This is a genomic window from Psychroserpens luteolus, assembly GCF_021032705.1.
Classification (GTDB): Bacteria; Bacteroidota; Bacteroidia; order Flavobacteriales; family Flavobacteriaceae; genus Psychroserpens; species Psychroserpens luteolus.
The window spans coordinates 1,201,812-1,219,048 of record NZ_JAHVXI010000001.1 but is presented as its reverse complement, the minus strand read 5'-3'; the positions used below and the strand labels follow the sequence as shown (position 1 = coordinate 1,219,048).

The following is a 17,237-nucleotide window of genomic DNA, read 5'->3' as shown; positions in this document are numbered from 1 at the left end:
CTTATTTTCCCTCCTTTTTATTTTTTTCTATCTCCTTTTTGTAAAACGCTATTTTATATTTATAACTTATATCTCTGGCTTCATTAATGATGTTCATCCTTAGGGATAAAAACTTTTTTCTTAAATTGGGTTCCCTGACAAAAAGACCTCCGTGAGGATCAAAAACAGCATCACTATAGTTATCTTTATAAATTCCGTGCCCAGATGCAGGCTTTCTAACGTAGGATGTTATACCTCCATCTCCTGAGCTCTCAATCATATCTTTAAACAAAACTATATTGGTTGTAATCAGCTTAGACACCTTATTAAAAAAGTCATTATCTGATAAATCACCAAGCTTCATTTTATTGGCATGATTTTTATAAACTGTTAATATCTGTAATATTTTATACTCATTATCATTTTTTAAAATGTAATTGTATAATTTATCACACTCTTCAAAAACACTGTCTTCACCATCTGTTTTATCAAAAATATAAAACAGTAAATCTGGTGAAGTAATCGTATCTTTTATCAAAGTTGTTATGACTTGATTTATATTATCCTGGTTAAGATATAAATGTCTAACAGATATATAATAAGCAGCAAAATGTTCTTTGAAGAGATCTATCCTAATTGTACCATCTATATTGTATAGATTTGAGGTTTGAATGTACACATTCCATAACCAGAATGTAAACGTTTCAATATCATCTTTCCAAATTAATTCTATAAAGGTTGAATAATATAAAAAGTAGTTGATTTTTCTATCTATTTTTTCCGGCGGCAAATACTCAAAGAGTAACTCCTTGTTTTTTAGACTCGGTTCACTATTTATACTAATAGCTAATTCTCTTTTGAGTTTTCCAAGTGCAAGTAGTTCTTCTGCTTGAATACCATCATCAGTCTTTTCCAACCAAGAAAAATCTAACAGCGCATTTATACTCTCCTTTATCATACTAAATAAGAAGAATTCGGGTTGAAATAATTGAAAATAATTTAGGTGTAGATTGTTAATAGAGGCCTTTATGCCATTTTCATAATCACCAAAAGAAGCAATAGGTAAATAATCTTTAGAATTAGAGATGTTTGCTAATCGTAGAGATTCTGATGCAATCTTAAACAGCGAATCATAAGCATGTATAACCTGATGAACCCCTCCATTAAACTCTCCTTTAGTATCTAAATTGTAACCATTTCTCTTACTATCTAAAAACCTATTTCCATAAGCCGTTTGAAAATTACGGATATACAATAGTAACATTTTTGAAATCTCGGTAACTTTTCTATATTGAAAGATACTATTTCCAGAAAACATTTGATCATGATTACTGGAGTAGTTAGATAATCTATAAATAATACCTTTTAAACTATCCAATAAGGATTTAAGATCTATATAAAAACAATATAAATTAACATCGCATATAATATCATTAAAGTTAGTATATAGCGTAAGAACTGAATTACTTATTTCTTTTGAAACCTTTAATTTTTTAAGTTGGCTTTCGATGACTCCTATCTCAACTCCACTAAATTTTAATTTCTTAAACAAGTTGGCATGCATATCAGTATTAAGCTTACAATCAACTGAACCATTGAATTTCATACTGATATTAGAATGTAATTTCCTAACATTAGAATTTATAACATTCTTAATACTTTTATCATTTATAACTAAATCCCAAAAATTGATATAGTTAATTATAGAATTTTGCTTATACCTAAATGTATAATCACTTCTACCACTAGTAATATTGAGGCCTTCTTCGATTAACGCTTTAACGCTTTCATTTTCAAAAAACTCCTTTTGAATCTGGCTAGCATGACCCGTTTTCATTTGTATTTTAGTAGAAATCTTTATCTCATCATCAATTTTTAATTTCTCATAATTTTTAAAAAACGCTGTCTTCTTCCCTAGCTGGTTTCCGAAAAATTTTGGATTAATCCCAAAAATAGATTCTGTATCAGTAAATATATTTATCCCCTCAGTATTCTCATTTGTTAAGAAACTTGCTAAACTATTTTTTAAATCTACATCCCATTGAAAAGTATCTGTAGTTTGAAATCGCATCTTCTTAACCCTTTCCATAATCGAGGTTAAGTTATCACTCATAAGTATTACCGTGATTTCGTGCCACGAAAAAGATTCTGAAATAATTAATCTACAATTTTGATCACAATAAGTAGCCTTCAATTCATTAATTATCTCTTCTATAACTTGACGACCAATTCCTATTAATAAAGAAGAATTAATTTTTAGTTTACAAACACAAATAAATGGTGACTCCTCAAGTTGCGTTGTCAGGTTTTCATTATTATACCTTAAGTTATAACCATTAACAACTTGAAATTGAAAATTTGAATTATTGACACCCTCGCCAATATGTTTATTATAAGGTCTGAAAGAAAAGTTTCCGAAGTGAAAATCATCAATGAAACTAAACGTAATTAAATTAAAGAACCCAAAAGCATAAAAATTTATGGACTTATAAAGCTCATCATCTAACTGATCTTTATCCTTAAGATTATTTTTTAACTCCTCTCTAAACTGAGCAAAGGTTTTATCTATAATGTTGTTGCTGAAATTTGATATATCAAATTTCTCATTTGAATAAATTGGTATTGACGATAAACCAACAAATAAACCTTCATGATTTTCAATTATTTCTCCCATATATTAAACTATCAATGTTGTAATAAACATAAATTGCTTGAATTTTCAAAAGCTATATTATAGGGAGAATAAAATTTGAAAATTTATAAAACTATGTAAAACTCTATTTACTTGAGTGTTTTCTTAACCTCAACTTCTTGGAAGGCTTCTAAAACGTCATCAACTTGAATATCATTATAACCTTTAAGTTGCATACCACAATCGTATCCTTTAGACACTTCTTTAACATCATCTTTAAAACGTTTCAATGATACCAATTCACCAGTATGAATTACAACTCCATCTCTAATGAGGCGAATTCCAGAGTTTCTGTAAATCTTTCCGTTGGTTACCATACAACCTGCAATAGTACCAATTTTAGAAATCTTAAATGTCTCTCTAATTTCTGCAGTACCAGTAATCTCTTCTTTAAGCTCTGGCGATAACATACCTTCCATTGCATCTTTAAGATCATTGATCGCATCATAGATAATCGAGTACATTCTGATATCGATTTCTTCTTTATCAGCAATTTGACGTGCATTACCCATTGGTCTTACATTAAACCCGATAATAATCGCATCTGAAGCGGTTGCTAATAACACATCACTTTCGGTAATAGCACCAACACCTTTATGAATGATATTTACTTGAATTTCTTCGGTAGATAATTTCTGGAATGAATCTGTCAATGCTTCAACAGAACCATCCACATCACCTTTAAGGATAATATTCAATTCTTGGAAATCACCAAGTGCAATACGACGTCCAATTTCATCAAGTGTAATATGACGTTGTGTTCTAACAGATTGCTCACGTTGTAACTGTGTACGTTTCGCAGCAATTTGCTTGGCTTCTCGCTCATCCTCAAAGACATTGAACTTATCACCTGCCTGTGGTGCTCCGTCTAATCCTAAGATCGATACTGGTGTTGATGGTCCAGCCGCTTCAACTTCATTACCACGTTCATCATGCATTGCTTTTACTTTACCACTGTTTTTACCAGCAAGTACGTAATCACCAACTTTTAATGTTCCGGCTTGTACTAAGATAGTAGACACATATCCTCGACCTTTATCTAAGAACGCTTCTACAACAGTACCATTAGCATTTTTATTAGGATTTGCTTTAAGCTCTAATAATTCGGCTTCTAGCAATACTTTTTCCAATAATTCTTTAATACCTGTTCCATTTTTAGCTGAAATATCATGGGATTGGATTTTCCCGCCCCAATCTTCAACTAATAAATTCATATTAGCTAATCCTTCTTTTACTTTATCAGGATTTGCTCCAGGTTTATCAATTTTGTTTATCGCGAATACAATTGGCACTTCTGCTGCTTGAGCATGGGCAATTGCTTCTTTTGTTTGTGGCATTATGGCATCATCTGCTGCAATAACAATAATTGCTAAATCGGTAACTTGAGCACCACGAGCACGCATGGCTGTAAAGGCCTCGTGACCAGGCGTATCAAGGAAGGCTATTTTTTGTCCATTATCTAACTGAACTCCATAAGCTCCAATATGCTGAGTAATTCCTCCAGATTCACCAGCAATTACATTTTCTTTACGTATGTAATCTAATAACGATGTCTTACCGTGATCTACGTGACCCATAACAGTCACAATAGGAGCTCGAGGTATTAAATCTTCTGGCTTATCTTCAACTTCTTCTATAGATTCTTCAATATCAGCAGTGACAAAATCAACTTCATATCCAAATTCATCTGCAACAACAGATAGGGTTTCAGCGTCTAAACGTTGGTTCATAGTCACCATCATACCCAATGACATACATGCAGAAATAATTTCGGTAACCGACACATTCATCATCGTTGCTACCTCACTTGCTGTAACAAACTCTGTTACTTTAAGAATTTTGCTTTCTGCTGCTTCAGCTTGTAGATCCTTTTCAGTTTGCTCTCTATGTTGCTCCCTTTTTTCTCTACGGTATTTTGCACCTTTTCCTTTATTGGATTTACCTTGAAGTTTTTCTAAGGTTTCACGTACTTGTTTTTGTACTTCTTCTGCACTTGGCTCTTCTTTTACAACAGATTTGCCTTGATTTTTGCCTTTGTAACCACCTCTTTGGTTTCCACCTCTGTTATTAGATCTATTATCTCCACCTCCCGATGGCCCTTTACTAATACGGCGTCTTTTCTTTTTATTATCAGAATCTGAATCAGGTTTCTTTTCTTCTTTTTTCTTTTTCGGCTTATTAAACTGAGATAAGTCAATTTTATCACCAGCAATTTTAGGTCCGGAAAGTTTCTTGTATTTTGTTTTAAGCGTTTCCTCTACAGGTTCAGATGCTGGCTCTTCTACTTCCTTTTTAGGCGCTTCTTTTGCTTTTGGCTTGTCTTCAGCTTTAGGCACTTCTTTTTTAGGCGCTTCTTCAACAGGTTTTTCTTTCTTAGGTTTTTCAACCTTTGGAGCTACTTCCTTTTTAGGTTTCTCTACTTTAGGTGCTTCCTCTGCTGGAGCGTCCTCTTTTTCTTTATTTAAGTCGATTTTTCCAACTTGCTTAGGGCCACTTAATTCTGCTTTAGCCTTAACCACTTCACGACTCTTTGCTTCTTTTTGAGCTTTTTCTTCCAATTCACGCTCACGTTGCTCACGTAGTTCTTCTTTTTCCTTTAGCTTTGCTTCGCTAACTTCTAAAGAAGCTACTTTTTTACTCGCGTCGGTTTGAAATTCGTTGGAAAGAATCGTATAAACCTCTTCTGATATTTTTGTATTAGGACTCTTCTCTATCTCGACACCTTTTGATTCTAAAAAATCAACAGCGCGATCTATAGAGATATTTAATTCCCTTAATACTTTATTTAATCTCGTTTGAGCCATAAATTGTGTAATATAACTTAAAAATCTATTCTACCAAATTAACTTTATAATACTAAGTTGGCATTAATCTTCGAATTCTTCTTTAAGAATTCTAATAACATCTAATATTGTTTCTTCTTCAAGATCGGTACGTTTTACAAGGTCGTCAACATCTTGTTCCAATACACTTTTAGCAGTATCTAAACCTACCTTACTAAATTCATCTATAATCCATCTTTCGATTTCATCTGAGAACTCAGTTAATTCTACATCTTCTTCTGCACCTTCTCTAAATACATCAATTTCATAACCGGTTAATTTACCAGCTAATCTAATATTGTGACCACCTCTACCAATAGCTTTTGACACTTCTTCTGGTTTTAGTAATACTTCAGCACGTTTGTTTTCTTCGTCTAACTTAATAGACGTTACTCGAGCTGGACTTAGTGCTCTAGTAATAAATAATTGTAAGTTATTAGTATAATTAATAACATCAATATTCTCATTACCTAATTCACGAACAATACCGTGAATTCTAGAACCTTTCATACCAACACACGCACCAACAGGGTCGATTCTATCATCATAAGAGTCTACAGCTACTTTAGCTTTCTCTCCTGGTATTCTAACCACATTTTTGATTGTAATTAAACCATCAAATACTTCTGGGATTTCCTGCTCAAATAATTTCTCTAAAAATGCTGGTGCAGTTCGAGACATAATAATGGCAGGTTTATTTCCTTTTAATTCAACACTTTCAATAATTCCTCTAACATTTTCTCCTTTTCTAAAAAAGTCGGAAGGTATTTGTTTATCCTTTGGAAGGATGATTTCATTACCTTCATCATCTAAAAGTATAATCGCTCTATGGCGAATATGATGAACCTCAGCCGAATAAATCTCACCTTCTAGCTCTTTAAATTGCTTATAGATGTTTGTATTGTCATGTTCATGAATTTTAGAGATCAAGTTTTGACGTAATGCTAAAATAGAACGACGACCAAGATCAACTAACTTCACTTCTTCGGCAACATCTTCTCCAACTTCAAAATCTGGCTCAATTTTCTGAGCTTCAGATAATGCAATTTCTTGATTAGGTTCTTCAACTTCATCATCTGCAACAACAATTCTATTTCTCCAAATTTCTAAATCACCTTTGTCAGGATTTATAATAATATCAAAATTATCGTCATCACCATATTTCTTTTTCAGTGCATTTCTCAACACATCCTCTAAAATCGCCATTAACGTTACACGATCTATTAACTTATCGTCTTTAAATTCTGAAAAAGAATCAATTAACGCAATATTTTCCATAACTATGAATTAAAATTTTATTACAACTTGAGCTTTTGAAATCGTATCATACAATATCTCAGCTTGCTTTTTTACGGTTACTTTGCCTTTACCAACGGGCTTAGGCTCTCTAGCTTTCCATTCTAAAAGGATCTTATCATCATTAGCTTCAGTAAGCGTCCCTTCGATGGTTTCATTTTCGGTGGTTTTAACACTAAGTGTTCTCCCTATATTTTTTTTGTACTGTCTTTTATTTGTAAATGGCGCTGTTGCTCCAGCGGATAATACTTCAAGAGAAAAATCGTGTTCTTCTCTATCTAAGTTGTGCTCAATAGCACGACTAATAAACATACAATCTTCTACTAAAACACCATTATCTCCATCAATTACAATTTTTATTGAGTTATCTGCTAACACATCAAAATCGATCAAAAACAGGTCTTCACGTTGTTTTAATCCTTCCTCTAATAAATTTTTTACAGTTTCTCTGAACATTTTTAGTATAAAAAGAGCGGACTTCTCGTCCGCTCATTATTCTTTTTTCTTCAAACAACGCTGCAAATATACAACAATTTTATTGATTTTTACAACTGCGCCTATGTCGATTTTTATTATTAAATTTATATACTACAAATCAACTACATCAATATGAAAAAAATACTAGTTCCAACTGATTTTTCAGAAGAGGCGGAAAATGCATTAAAAGTGGCCTCTCAAATTGCAAAAAAGCATGGTAGTGAGATTTACTTATTACACATGCTAGAAATCCCATTACAAGAGATTGATGCTGTAAGCACTCAAGCTGAAGTGCCAGAGGTCATGTTTTTTATGAAAATGGCACATCAGAAATTTGAAGACATTATGAATAGTCCTTATCTCGAAGGTTTAAATGTACACGAGATTGTGAAACCAGATGGGTCTTTTAATGGTATTTCAGAAATATGCAAAGAACACGGTATTACCATGATTACTATGGGTTCGCATGGTGCTAGTGGCTTTAAAGAAATGTTTGTTGGATCCAATGCCGAAAAAGCAGTTCGCAACTCAGACGTACCTGTATTAGTGATTAAGAATAATCATGATGATTTTAGTGTAGATGATATTGTATTTGCTTCAGATTTTAAAAATGATAATAAAGAGACCTATCGCCAAGCCACAGAATTTGCTACAGCTTTTGGTGCACAATTACATTTGCTTATGGTAAATACAGCTAGTAATTTTACAACGACCAAAAAAGCAAATGACAGAATTAACAACTTTATAGAAGACTATAGTTTTAAAAACTACACTGTTAATATCTATAATGACGAGTCTGTTGAAAAAGGCGTGTTGAATTATTCTAAACAAATCGATGCCGATTTAATAGGGATTAGCACTCATGGTAGACAAGGCATAGCACATTTCTTTAATGGAAGTATTAGCGAAGACTTAGTAAATCATGCCAATAGACCAGTAATTACCTTTAAGATTTAGTTTGAAATTTTAATAAAAAGAAAAAGTCTTCCAAAATTGGAAGACTTTTTGTTGGCCTACTAGGGCTCGAACCTAGACTCTTCTGGACCAAAACCAGACGTGTTGCCAGTTACACCATAGGCCATTCTCTAAATGAGGATGCAAATTTAGTACAAAGTTTGATTTGCGCAAAAAAATTTCTATAAAATAATTAAAAAATGGTAACGTTTACTTAAAATCTATAGCGTTTATCATATTTATTAGTAAATTCGCTCGCATTAAATAGACTATTTTTATGACACATTTCAACTTCAAGAAATGGAATACCATCTTAGGATGGCTAGCTTTTACCATAGCTTTAATTACTTATGCATTAACAATAGAGCCAACAGTTAGCTTTTGGGATGCAGGAGAATACATATTGACGTCATCAAAACTACAAGTTGGGCATCCTCCTGGAGCACCTCTATTTCAAATGTTAGGCGCATTTTTCTCAATGTTTGCTCTAGAACCTGCTCAAATTGGTATGATGCTAAATATGATGAGTGCTGTTTCAAGTGCATTTACCATACTATTCATGTTTTGGTCCATTAGTTTATTATTAAGAAAGATTGTTCTTATTGCCGATCCAAGAAAGGAAAATGAAACCAATAAAGTACTTTCAAAGCATCAATATATTGCTATTTTAGGTAGTGCCTTGGTTGGTAGTTTAGCCTTTACATTTACAGATTCCTTTTGGTTCAATGCCGTAGAAACCGAAGTGTATGCTATGGCTACTTTAATTATGGCAATCCTCTTTTATCTTGGTTTAAGATGGGAACAAGACATGCATGAACCTAGAGGTCATAGATGGTTAATATTAATTGCTTTCGTTATTGGTCTATCGTTTGGTGTTCATTTCATGGGTCTTCTTACCATTCCTGCTTTAGCTCTTATTTATTATTTTAAGAATTATAAAAATATCACTGTAGGAAACTTTATTCTGGCTAATGTTATTGCCGCCGCCATTTTATTATTTATATTTAAATTATTACTGCCTAATGCACTTAGATTATTTAGTGCTTCGGAAATTTTCTTTGTTAATACTATCGGTCTTCCTTTTAACTCAGGTTCAATAATTGCTGGAATTGTCGTTGTAGCATTGTTTTACTTCGGACTAAAATACACGAAAAATAAAGGCTACAAATATGCTAATACATTAACACTTTGCCTGATTTTTATTTTTATCGGATTTTCGTCTTGGGTAATGCTACCTATAAGAGCCAATGCTAATGTTATAATTAACGAAAACAATCCGTCAAGTGCACGTGAACTTTTGGCCTATTACAATTTAGAACAATACCCAGAAACTCATTTGTTTTATGGACCACTATTTACAGATCAATACACAGGATTAGATGAAGATAATCCTTATTTAGACGACAAACCTAAATATGAGAAAGATCATGAGAAAGGCGAGTATGTTATTGTCAACAACTGGGAAAAATCTAAACAAAATTACAACGCTACTCAAGCATCGTGGCTACCAAGAATGTGGAGTACTGAGCACGCAGAAAATTACATGATGTTTACTGGCTTGTTAGATTTCAAAATCAAACCCGAATATCAAATGGATAACGACATACGTGGTTTGGTTAATAAATTTAGAAGCGAAGTCGCACAAGGAAAGATAAATTATGAAGATTACCATAATTTCCTGAGACAATTTGGTCGAGACTTTTTGGACATAGAGAAACCATCCTTTGGTGACAATCTTTACTACATGATAGATTACCAGTTAGGTTATATGTATTGGCGTTATTTTATGTGGAATTTTTCTGGAAGACAAGATGATATCCAAGGAAAATACGATGATCTTCATGGCAATTGGATTAGTGGAATTGGTCCCTTAGATAAATGGCATTTAGGAATGTCTCAAGACAATTTACCCAGCGACGTTGCCGATAATAAAGCAAGAAATACCTATTATATGTTACCGTTAATACTTGGGATTATTGGCTTTTTGTTTGTTCTTACAAGAGATCCTAAGCGTTTTTGGGTCCTATTAGTGTTTTTCTTATTTACCGGACTAGCGATTCAATTTTATACTAATGTAAGACCTTTTGAACCTCGTGAAAGAGACTACTCTGTAGTAGGTTCATTTTATGTGTTTGCTATTTGGATTGGTTTTGGAGTCTATGCTATTTTTGATTTACTTCGGAAATATGCAAATTCAAAATTCTTAGCTCCTGCAATTACAGTAGTTTGCTTGATTTTAGTGCCTGGGATTTTAGCTGCTGAAAATTGGGACGATCATGATAGATCAGCAAAATATACAGCGCAGGCCATGGCTCGGAAATATTTAGAATCCTGCGCGCCCAATGCTATCTTATTTACCATAGGTGATAATGACAGTTTCCCGCTATGGTATTTACAAGAAATTGAAGGTGTGAGAACAGATGTACGTGTCGTGAACACAAGTTTATTTCAAACCGATTGGTACATAGATCAAATGAAGCGAAAAGCTTATGAGAGTGACCCTATACCATCACAGTTGACGCATGATCAATATAAATTTGGAACACGTGACGTTGTCATGAAATATGAGATTACTCAAGATACAATGATGATTAAAGACTTCATGAATTTCATATCCAATGATGATAAACGGTATAAAGTTAAATACGCTATGCAAAGTAGAGGTGAAAACCCAAATGCATATCCTGCGCAATTACAAAACTCAAACTATCTGCCAACATCAAATATTAGAATACCTGTCAACAAAGACAATGTTTTAGAAAATGGTGTTGTTAAAGACAAAGACAAAGATAAAATTGCACCTTACATTGATGTCAAAATCACTAGTAATGCTCTATACAAAAACCGATTGTTAATGCTAGACATCATAGCAAATAATGATTGGAAACGTCCAATATACTTTACTGGCGGAGCATTTGGTGACGAAGATTATATCTGGATGAAAGATTACTTACAACTCGATGGTTTATGCTATAAACTGGTACCAATTAAAACACCTGTTAATCGAGCAAATCCATTTGATATGGGACGAATTGATAGTGACTTAATGTATGAAAAAGTTATGTCTTGGGACTGGGGAAATAGTGGTAGTGACAAAATTTATCATGACGTAGAAACTAGAAAAAATGGAATTACCTATAGAGGCAATTTGGCAAGACTTATGGAACAGTTAATCAATGAAGATCAGCTTGATAAGGCCGAAAAAGTAGCCGACTTAGCCCTAGAGAAAATGCCAGTAGATAAGTTTGGTTTCTATACCTTACTAGAACCCTACATAACAGGATACTATGAAATAGGTAATAAAGAAAAAGCGAGACAACTCTATACAGATGTCACAGGGAAATATCAAGAAAAACTCATCTATTGGAGTGAACTCTCTATTGAAAATCAAGAACGTTATCTAGAAGAAATTGTTTCAGATATTGAATGGTATAGAAACTTAGTTGATATTCTAGTTATATATAATGATGAAGAATTTGCCATAAAAGAAACGAAAAAGTTCAACAATTATTTACAACGATTTAGTCATTTTACTGGAGAGGAAGAACCAGACGCGAAGCCTGTTAGAGAAGATCGAGACCTCCAAAAAGATACTATTGATAGTATATTAGGTGTACAACAATAGTATATTGAGATGAAAATAGCTCCGGTAAAAACACCTATTGTTGCTAAAAAAATGTTCCCTAATTATGTTTGGGATGTGGCAACAAATAATAAGGAGTTATATTTAACTTTTGATGATGGGCCAACACCAAAGATCACAGATTGGACTTTAAATACGCTTAACGATTACAATGCAAAGGCTTCCTTTTTTTGTATCGGTTCTAATGTTGAAAAATACCCTGATGTATTTAAAAATATTATAGATAATGGTCATACAGTTGGGAATCACACGCAACATCATGTTAAAGGTTGGACAACTAAGACCAAAGATTATTTAAAAGAAGTCAAAACTGCCCAAACCGCTATTAATTCTTATAAAAACTCTGAAACTCAGCTTCTTTTTCGTCCGCCTTATGGACAAATAAAGCCAAAACAAGGGAAAAAACTCATCAATCTTGGCTATCAAATAATTATGTGGGATGTACTGTCTTTCGACTGGGAAAAAGAAATTTCTGAAGAAAAGTGCCTTGAGAATGTTATGTCTAAAAGTAAAAAAGGAAGTATCATTGTGTTTCATGATAGCGTGAAAGCGTCAAGAAATTTGATGTACACGCTTCCAAAGGTGTTAGAATTGTTCAGTGATAAAGGATTTGTGTTTAAAACCTTGTAATCTTAGATATACTCTTGAACAATGCCTATTAGTGTGTTAGCGTCCTGTTCCCCACTATGTCTCCATTTCATCTCGCCATTTTTGTAAATAATAAGAGTTGGTAAACCTTTTACTCGAAGAGCTTCGGCTAACTCCTTATTCTTATCAACGTCTATTTTTATGACTTTGGCTTTATCACCTAGAGCTGCAGCCACATCTCTCATCACAGGATGCATTGCAGTAGATTGTTCATTCCATTCTGTGAAAAAATCTAACAGAACTGGAATATCCACGTCTATAAGTTCCCCAAATTTTGACATACGTTTAAACTTTTAAATCAGATATGTATATACAAACCTAAACAATTTTTTGGTAATACTTTAAATTAACCAATCTACTAGGTTCACTCTGACATATTTATAAAAATAAACAATTTCAGAGTAAAAATAACATTTCGACACTATTATGCATTATTTGTGCCTTTTTTAAGTGTGATTACCGTAACCTCAGGCCAGATACCAACGCGTCCTGGATATCCTAAATATCCAAACCCTCTATTAACATTAATGTATTGACCCAGTTCCTGATATATACCAGCCCAATACTTATAACGCCATTTCACAGGGCTCCATTTAATCCAACCTGGAATCTCAATCCCAAATTGCATACCATGTGTATGTCCGCTTAGCGTGAGATGATAATGGTAATCATCTTTTATAACTTCTTCTTCCCAATGACTTGGGTCGTGGCTCATTAAGATTTTAAAATCATCCGGACTTACATTTTGCGATGCTTTTTTTAGGTCTCCTGCTTTTTTAAAGCCGCCTTTACCCCAATTTTCAACACCAACTAAAGCTATTCGCTGTCCGTTTCTTTCTATAAACCGAGATTCATTTAGTAATAAATCATATCCCATTTCTTTCTGAAGTGCCTTAAGATCATCCAAATTTTTGGTTTTATCACTTTCAGACTGCCAACTTACATAATCACCATAATCATGATTTCCTAATACCGAAAACACACCATCTTTAGCTTTCAAAGTTCCAAAAACATCTTTCCATGGTACCATCTCAGACGCTTTATTGTTAACCATATCACCAGTAAACATGATTACATCAGACTGCTGCTGATTGATAAGATCAACACCATATTCTATTTTTTCTCGATTATCAAAACTCCCTGAATGGATATCACTTATCTGGGTAATACGATAACCATCAAAAGCATCAGGCAAATCTTCAAAGTGCAAGGTGTAATCTAAAACTCTAAACCTGTATTTACCTTTATACATTCCGTAGAGTAAAGAGGAAAAAGGAATTGCCGCCAATCCTAAAGCTATTTGGCTAATAAATTTTCTTCTTGAAGGCATGTAAAAAGATTCTTTAGTCACCACTTTATCATATAATCCAAGAACACTTCTTACAATATCCTCACCAAGAAGGATTGGTACGATTACTAAATTTAATGACATAAAAGCCAATAAAAAGCCAAAAGCATAGCTCTTTGCCGGATTAAGCACTCTACCTTCTGAACCTATTGAAAATTGATAAATAAAGTTCCCCGCAATAATAAGTGCAATAGCAATAAATAAATAATGTATCCAAGTAGCTTTTGTAACTGTCTTAACAGCTTGAAATCCGTAAAATGAAAAAAGACTATAGATTAAAATAAATATAATCCAACGCACCATATAATGAAGTTTTTGCAAAGATAAGTCATTTTAAAAAGGAACTTAGTTGTTAAAATATATTTAACGATACCTTAAGATTTAGTATCTTCCCTTTCGATTAATAAAATCTTCCATGAAATATCTTTTTTCTATCGTTTTTCTTGCACTATCTCTAACGAGTTGCGAAACCAAACCTCAAATAGAAATCGCTAAAAAAGACAAGCCACTTATTGAATATGTCAATCCGTTTATTGGCACTGGCGGTCACGGACACACCTATCCTGGAGCAACAATGCCATTTGGAATGATGCAATTAAGTCCAGACACAAGACTAGATGGATGGGATGGTTGCTCCGGTTATCATTATAGTGATAGCTACATTTACGGTTTTTCGCACACGCACTTGAGCGGAACTGGTGTTAGCGATTATGGCGATATACTACTAATGCCAACTAATGCCATTAACTTCAATAATGGTAGCGACGAAAAACCAGGTTATCGCGCACACTTTTCTCATGATAATGAAATAGCAGAACCTGCCTATTATAAGGTACATTTAGATTCTACTAACATTGATGTAGAATTAACGGTTTCAAAACGTAGTGGAATTCACAAGTATCAATTTCCATCTTCAAATGATCAAATTGTAATATTAGATTTAGATCATCGCGATGAAATCTTAGATTATAAAATTCAGAAAATAAACGATTCTACCATTTCAGGTTTTAGGCATTCTAAAGCTTGGGCAACTGACCAAAGACTGTTTTATAGTATTCAGTTTTCAAAGCCTATAAGAGACATCACCTATAATGAAAATGGAATTTTAGTCTCTAAAAATTATAAATATCAAAGTAAGCAAGCTGCCATTGAATTTGACAATCCTAATAACGACCCGGTTTATGTTAAGATAGGAATTTCGGCTGTTGATGTAAATGGCGCCGAAAATAATAGGCAAGAAGAAATAGGAAACAAGACCTTTGAGCAAATTAAAACTGAAGCACAACAAACTTGGGAAAACCAACTGGAAAAAATAGTTGTTGAGTCCCAAAATGAAGATTACAAGACTAACTTTTATTCGGCGATGTATCACACCATGATCGCACCTAATCTTTATCAGGATGTCGATGGCAGATATCGAGGTATGGATCTTGATATCCATGAAACTAATGATTTTGAATACTATACTGTGTTCTCGTTATGGGATACGTATCGTGCTGCACATCCTTTGTATACTATTATTGAGCAAGAGCGAACCAATGATTTTATAAATACGTTTTTGGCTAAATATGACGAAGGCGGTATTATGCCAATTTGGGATCTCTCGGCTTGTTATACAGGTTGCATGATTGGTTATCATGCGGTTCCAGTAATTTCTGATGCTTATTTAAAGGGCATCACTAATTATGACACTGAAAAAGCTTTAGAAGCTATGAAGCATTCGGCTACTAGAGACAAATTAGGACTCAAGAGCTATAAAGAACTTGGTTTTATTCCTGTTGAAGAGGAAAGTGAATCGGTATCAAAAACACTAGAATATGCTTATGATGATTGGACCATAGCGCAAATGGCAAAAGCCATGGGTAAGGATGATGACTATAAAACATATAGTGAACGCGCACAATACTATAAAAATATATACGATCCCGAAAGCCAGTTTATGCGTGGGCGTTTTCGCAATACGTGGTTTGCACCTTTTGATCCCTATGAAGTCAATTTCAACTATACCGAAGCCAACTCATGGCAATATAGTTTTTATGTGCCTCAGGATATTTCAGGATTTATAAAGCTTCTCGGCGGAAAAGATAAACTAGAAGCTCAGTTAGATGAATTATTCACGGCAAATGCTGAAACCTCGGGACGTAACCAAGCTGATATCACAGGGCTAATTGGACAATACGCTCATGGGAATGAACCTAGTCACCACATGGCTTACCTTTATAATTTTGTAAACAAACCTCATAAGACCCAAGAAAAAGTCCATCAAATCTTAACCGAATTATATACCAATGAACCTGATGGAATTTCAGGTAATGAAGATTGTGGACAAATGAGTGCATGGTATGTATTTTCATCGATGGGATTCTATCCAGTAACGCCTGGAAGTAATCAATACATTATTGGAACACCATTGTTCGATAAAGCAACTATTAATCTTGAAAATGGAAGACAATTTACTATTGTAGCCGATAATTTAAGTGACACAAATATCTATGTCGAATATGCTTACCTCAACGGAAAATCACTTGATAAGACATTTATTTCTCACGAAGACATCATGTCTGGTGGTGCTTTAGAATTCAAAATGACCGATAATCCGGCCGTTTGGGGAAGTCGTGATGGGAACGAGCCTACAACCGAAATTAATGACCATGTAATAGTTGCGGCACCATTTATTGCAAAAGGAGATGTGGCTTTTAAAGGTGATACCGAAGTTGTATTAGAAAATGTAGATAAAAATGCATCCATTTTATATAGCATTAATGACCAAAATTTTATTACTTATGATAAACCATTCAAAATTTCGGAACCAACAACCCTAAATGTTTACTCGGAAAAAAACGGCACAAAAAGTCCTATCATTGAAACTAAATTCTATAAAATAGACCCAAACTTGTCTATTAAATTAGAAACCAAATATGCCAACCAATATAATGCTGGAGGTAATGATGCGCTTATCGATGGCATTTTGGGAACACAGGACTTTAGAACAGGAACTTGGCAAGGTTATTTTGATGAAGATTTAATAGCAACCGTAGATTTAGGCAGTACAAAACAGGTACATTCAGTTAGTGTTAACTTCCTTCAGGATCAACGTTCTTGGATATTCTACCCAACACGTATCGAATGCCTTGGATCAAAAGACGGTGTTAACTTTACAACCATTGATGCTGTAAGAACTATCGATACAGCAAAACCTTCAGAAGACGTAGAGATTGAAACTATTATTTTTAAACAAACTCCAAAGGAATTTCAGTACATAAAGATTATTGCAAAAAAACTAGGCAAGCTCCCAGAGTGGCATTTAGGCTATCCTCATGATGGTAGAAGCTGGTTGTTTGTAGATGAAATTTCAGTTAAATAGCGTATAAATATAAT

10 protein-coding genes and 1 tRNA gene are annotated in these 17,237 nt (G+C 33.7%); 4 read left to right on the top strand and 7 right to left on the bottom strand.

Annotated elements, in window-relative coordinates; genetic code table 11:
• Window position 1: 1 nt before the first annotated feature.
• The 4 genes from KWG70_RS05400 to rimP form a co-directional block, all read right to left on the bottom strand.
• Complete coding sequence (locus KWG70_RS05400; protein WP_230934956.1) at window positions 2–2,653, bottom strand: hypothetical protein; 2,652 nt, start codon at window positions 2,651–2,653, stop codon at window positions 2–4.
• 107 nt (window positions 2,654–2,760) lie between these two features.
• Window positions 2,761–5,475 carry a translation initiation factor IF-2 gene (gene infB / locus KWG70_RS05395; protein ID WP_230934955.1) on the bottom strand — a complete coding sequence of 905 codons (2,715 nt, stop codon included), beginning with the start codon at window positions 5,473–5,475 and terminating at the stop codon, window positions 2,761–2,763.
• A gap of 63 nt (window positions 5,476–5,538) precedes the next feature.
• A complete protein-coding gene (nusA, locus tag KWG70_RS05390) occupies window positions 5,539–6,771 on the bottom strand; it encodes a transcription termination factor NusA (protein WP_230934954.1) in 1,233 nt (410 codons plus the stop codon).
• 9 nt (window positions 6,772–6,780) lie between these two features.
• Window positions 6,781–7,245, bottom strand: coding sequence for a ribosome assembly cofactor RimP (gene rimP, locus KWG70_RS05385; RefSeq protein ID WP_230934953.1), 465 nt, complete (start codon window positions 7,243–7,245; stop codon window positions 6,781–6,783).
• Window positions 7,246–7,398: 153 nt separating this feature from the next.
• Here rimP and KWG70_RS05380 point away from each other — a divergent pair, with 153 nt between their 5' ends.
• A complete protein-coding gene (locus KWG70_RS05380) occupies window positions 7,399–8,223 on the top strand; it encodes a universal stress protein (RefSeq protein ID WP_230934952.1) in 825 nt (274 codons plus the stop codon).
• A gap of 51 nt (window positions 8,224–8,274) precedes the next feature.
• On the opposite strand, the gene KWG70_RS05375 is transcribed toward KWG70_RS05380, so the two are convergent.
• A tRNA-Gln gene (locus tag KWG70_RS05375) sits at window positions 8,275–8,347 on the bottom strand.
• 150 nt (window positions 8,348–8,497) lie between these two features.
• Here KWG70_RS05375 and KWG70_RS05370 point away from each other — a divergent pair.
• Both KWG70_RS05370 and KWG70_RS05365 read left to right on the top strand, forming a co-directional pair.
• Window positions 8,498–11,845, top strand: a complete 3,348-nt coding sequence (locus tag KWG70_RS05370; RefSeq protein WP_230934951.1) for a glycosyltransferase family 117 protein — start codon at window positions 8,498–8,500, stop codon at window positions 11,843–11,845.
• Between the two features lie 9 nt (window positions 11,846–11,854).
• Window positions 11,855–12,493 carry a polysaccharide deacetylase family protein gene (locus KWG70_RS05365; RefSeq protein WP_230934950.1) on the top strand — a complete coding sequence of 213 codons (639 nt, stop codon included), beginning with the start codon at window positions 11,855–11,857 and terminating at the stop codon, window positions 12,491–12,493.
• A 2-nt stretch (window positions 12,494–12,495) separates the two neighbouring features.
• Here KWG70_RS05365 and KWG70_RS05360 read toward each other — a convergent pair whose 3' ends face one another.
• Window positions 12,496–12,792, bottom strand: a complete 297-nt coding sequence (locus KWG70_RS05360) for a thioredoxin family protein (RefSeq protein WP_028871703.1) — start codon at window positions 12,790–12,792, stop codon at window positions 12,496–12,498.
• A gap of 143 nt (window positions 12,793–12,935) precedes the next feature.
• Window positions 12,936–14,162 (bottom strand): metallophosphoesterase, encoded by a 1,227-nt coding sequence (locus KWG70_RS05355; protein ID WP_230935021.1) that lies wholly within the window; start codon window positions 14,160–14,162, stop codon window positions 12,936–12,938.
• Between the two features lie 112 nt (window positions 14,163–14,274).
• Between KWG70_RS05355 and KWG70_RS05350 the strand changes: the two genes are divergently transcribed.
• Entirely contained in the window at window positions 14,275–17,223 is a 2,949-nt protein-coding gene (locus tag KWG70_RS05350) for a GH92 family glycosyl hydrolase (RefSeq protein ID WP_230934949.1), read from the top strand.
• Window positions 17,224–17,237 lie beyond the last annotated feature (14 nt).

Excerpts from the sequence above, each read along its gene's own strand:
- rimP (WP_230934953.1), bottom strand. The coding sequence starts at position 7,245 with ATGTTCAGAGAAACTGTAAAAAATTTATTAGAGGAAGGATTAAAACAA.
- KWG70_RS05350 (WP_230934949.1), top strand. The coding sequence starts at position 14,275 with ATGAAATATCTTTTTTCTATCGTTTTTCTTGCACTATCTCTAACGAGT.
- KWG70_RS05380 (WP_230934952.1), top strand. The coding sequence starts at position 7,399 with ATGAAAAAAATACTAGTTCCAACTGATTTTTCAGAAGAGGCGGAAAAT.
- nusA (WP_230934954.1), bottom strand. The coding sequence starts at position 6,771 with ATGGAAAATATTGCGTTAATTGATTCTTTTTCAGAATTTAAAGACGAT.
- KWG70_RS05355 (WP_230935021.1), bottom strand. The coding sequence starts at position 14,162 with ATGGTGCGTTGGATTATATTTATTTTAATCTATAGTCTTTTTTCATTT.
- KWG70_RS05360 (WP_028871703.1), bottom strand. The coding sequence starts at position 12,792 with ATGTCAAAATTTGGGGAACTTATAGACGTGGATATTCCAGTTCTGTTA.
- KWG70_RS05400 (WP_230934956.1), bottom strand. The coding sequence starts at position 2,653 with ATGGGAGAAATAATTGAAAATCATGAAGGTTTATTTGTTGGTTTATCG.
- KWG70_RS05370 (WP_230934951.1), top strand. The coding sequence starts at position 8,498 with ATGACACATTTCAACTTCAAGAAATGGAATACCATCTTAGGATGGCTA.
- KWG70_RS05365 (WP_230934950.1), top strand. The coding sequence starts at position 11,855 with ATGAAAATAGCTCCGGTAAAAACACCTATTGTTGCTAAAAAAATGTTC.
- infB (WP_230934955.1), bottom strand. The coding sequence starts at position 5,475 with ATGGCTCAAACGAGATTAAATAAAGTATTAAGGGAATTAAATATCTCT.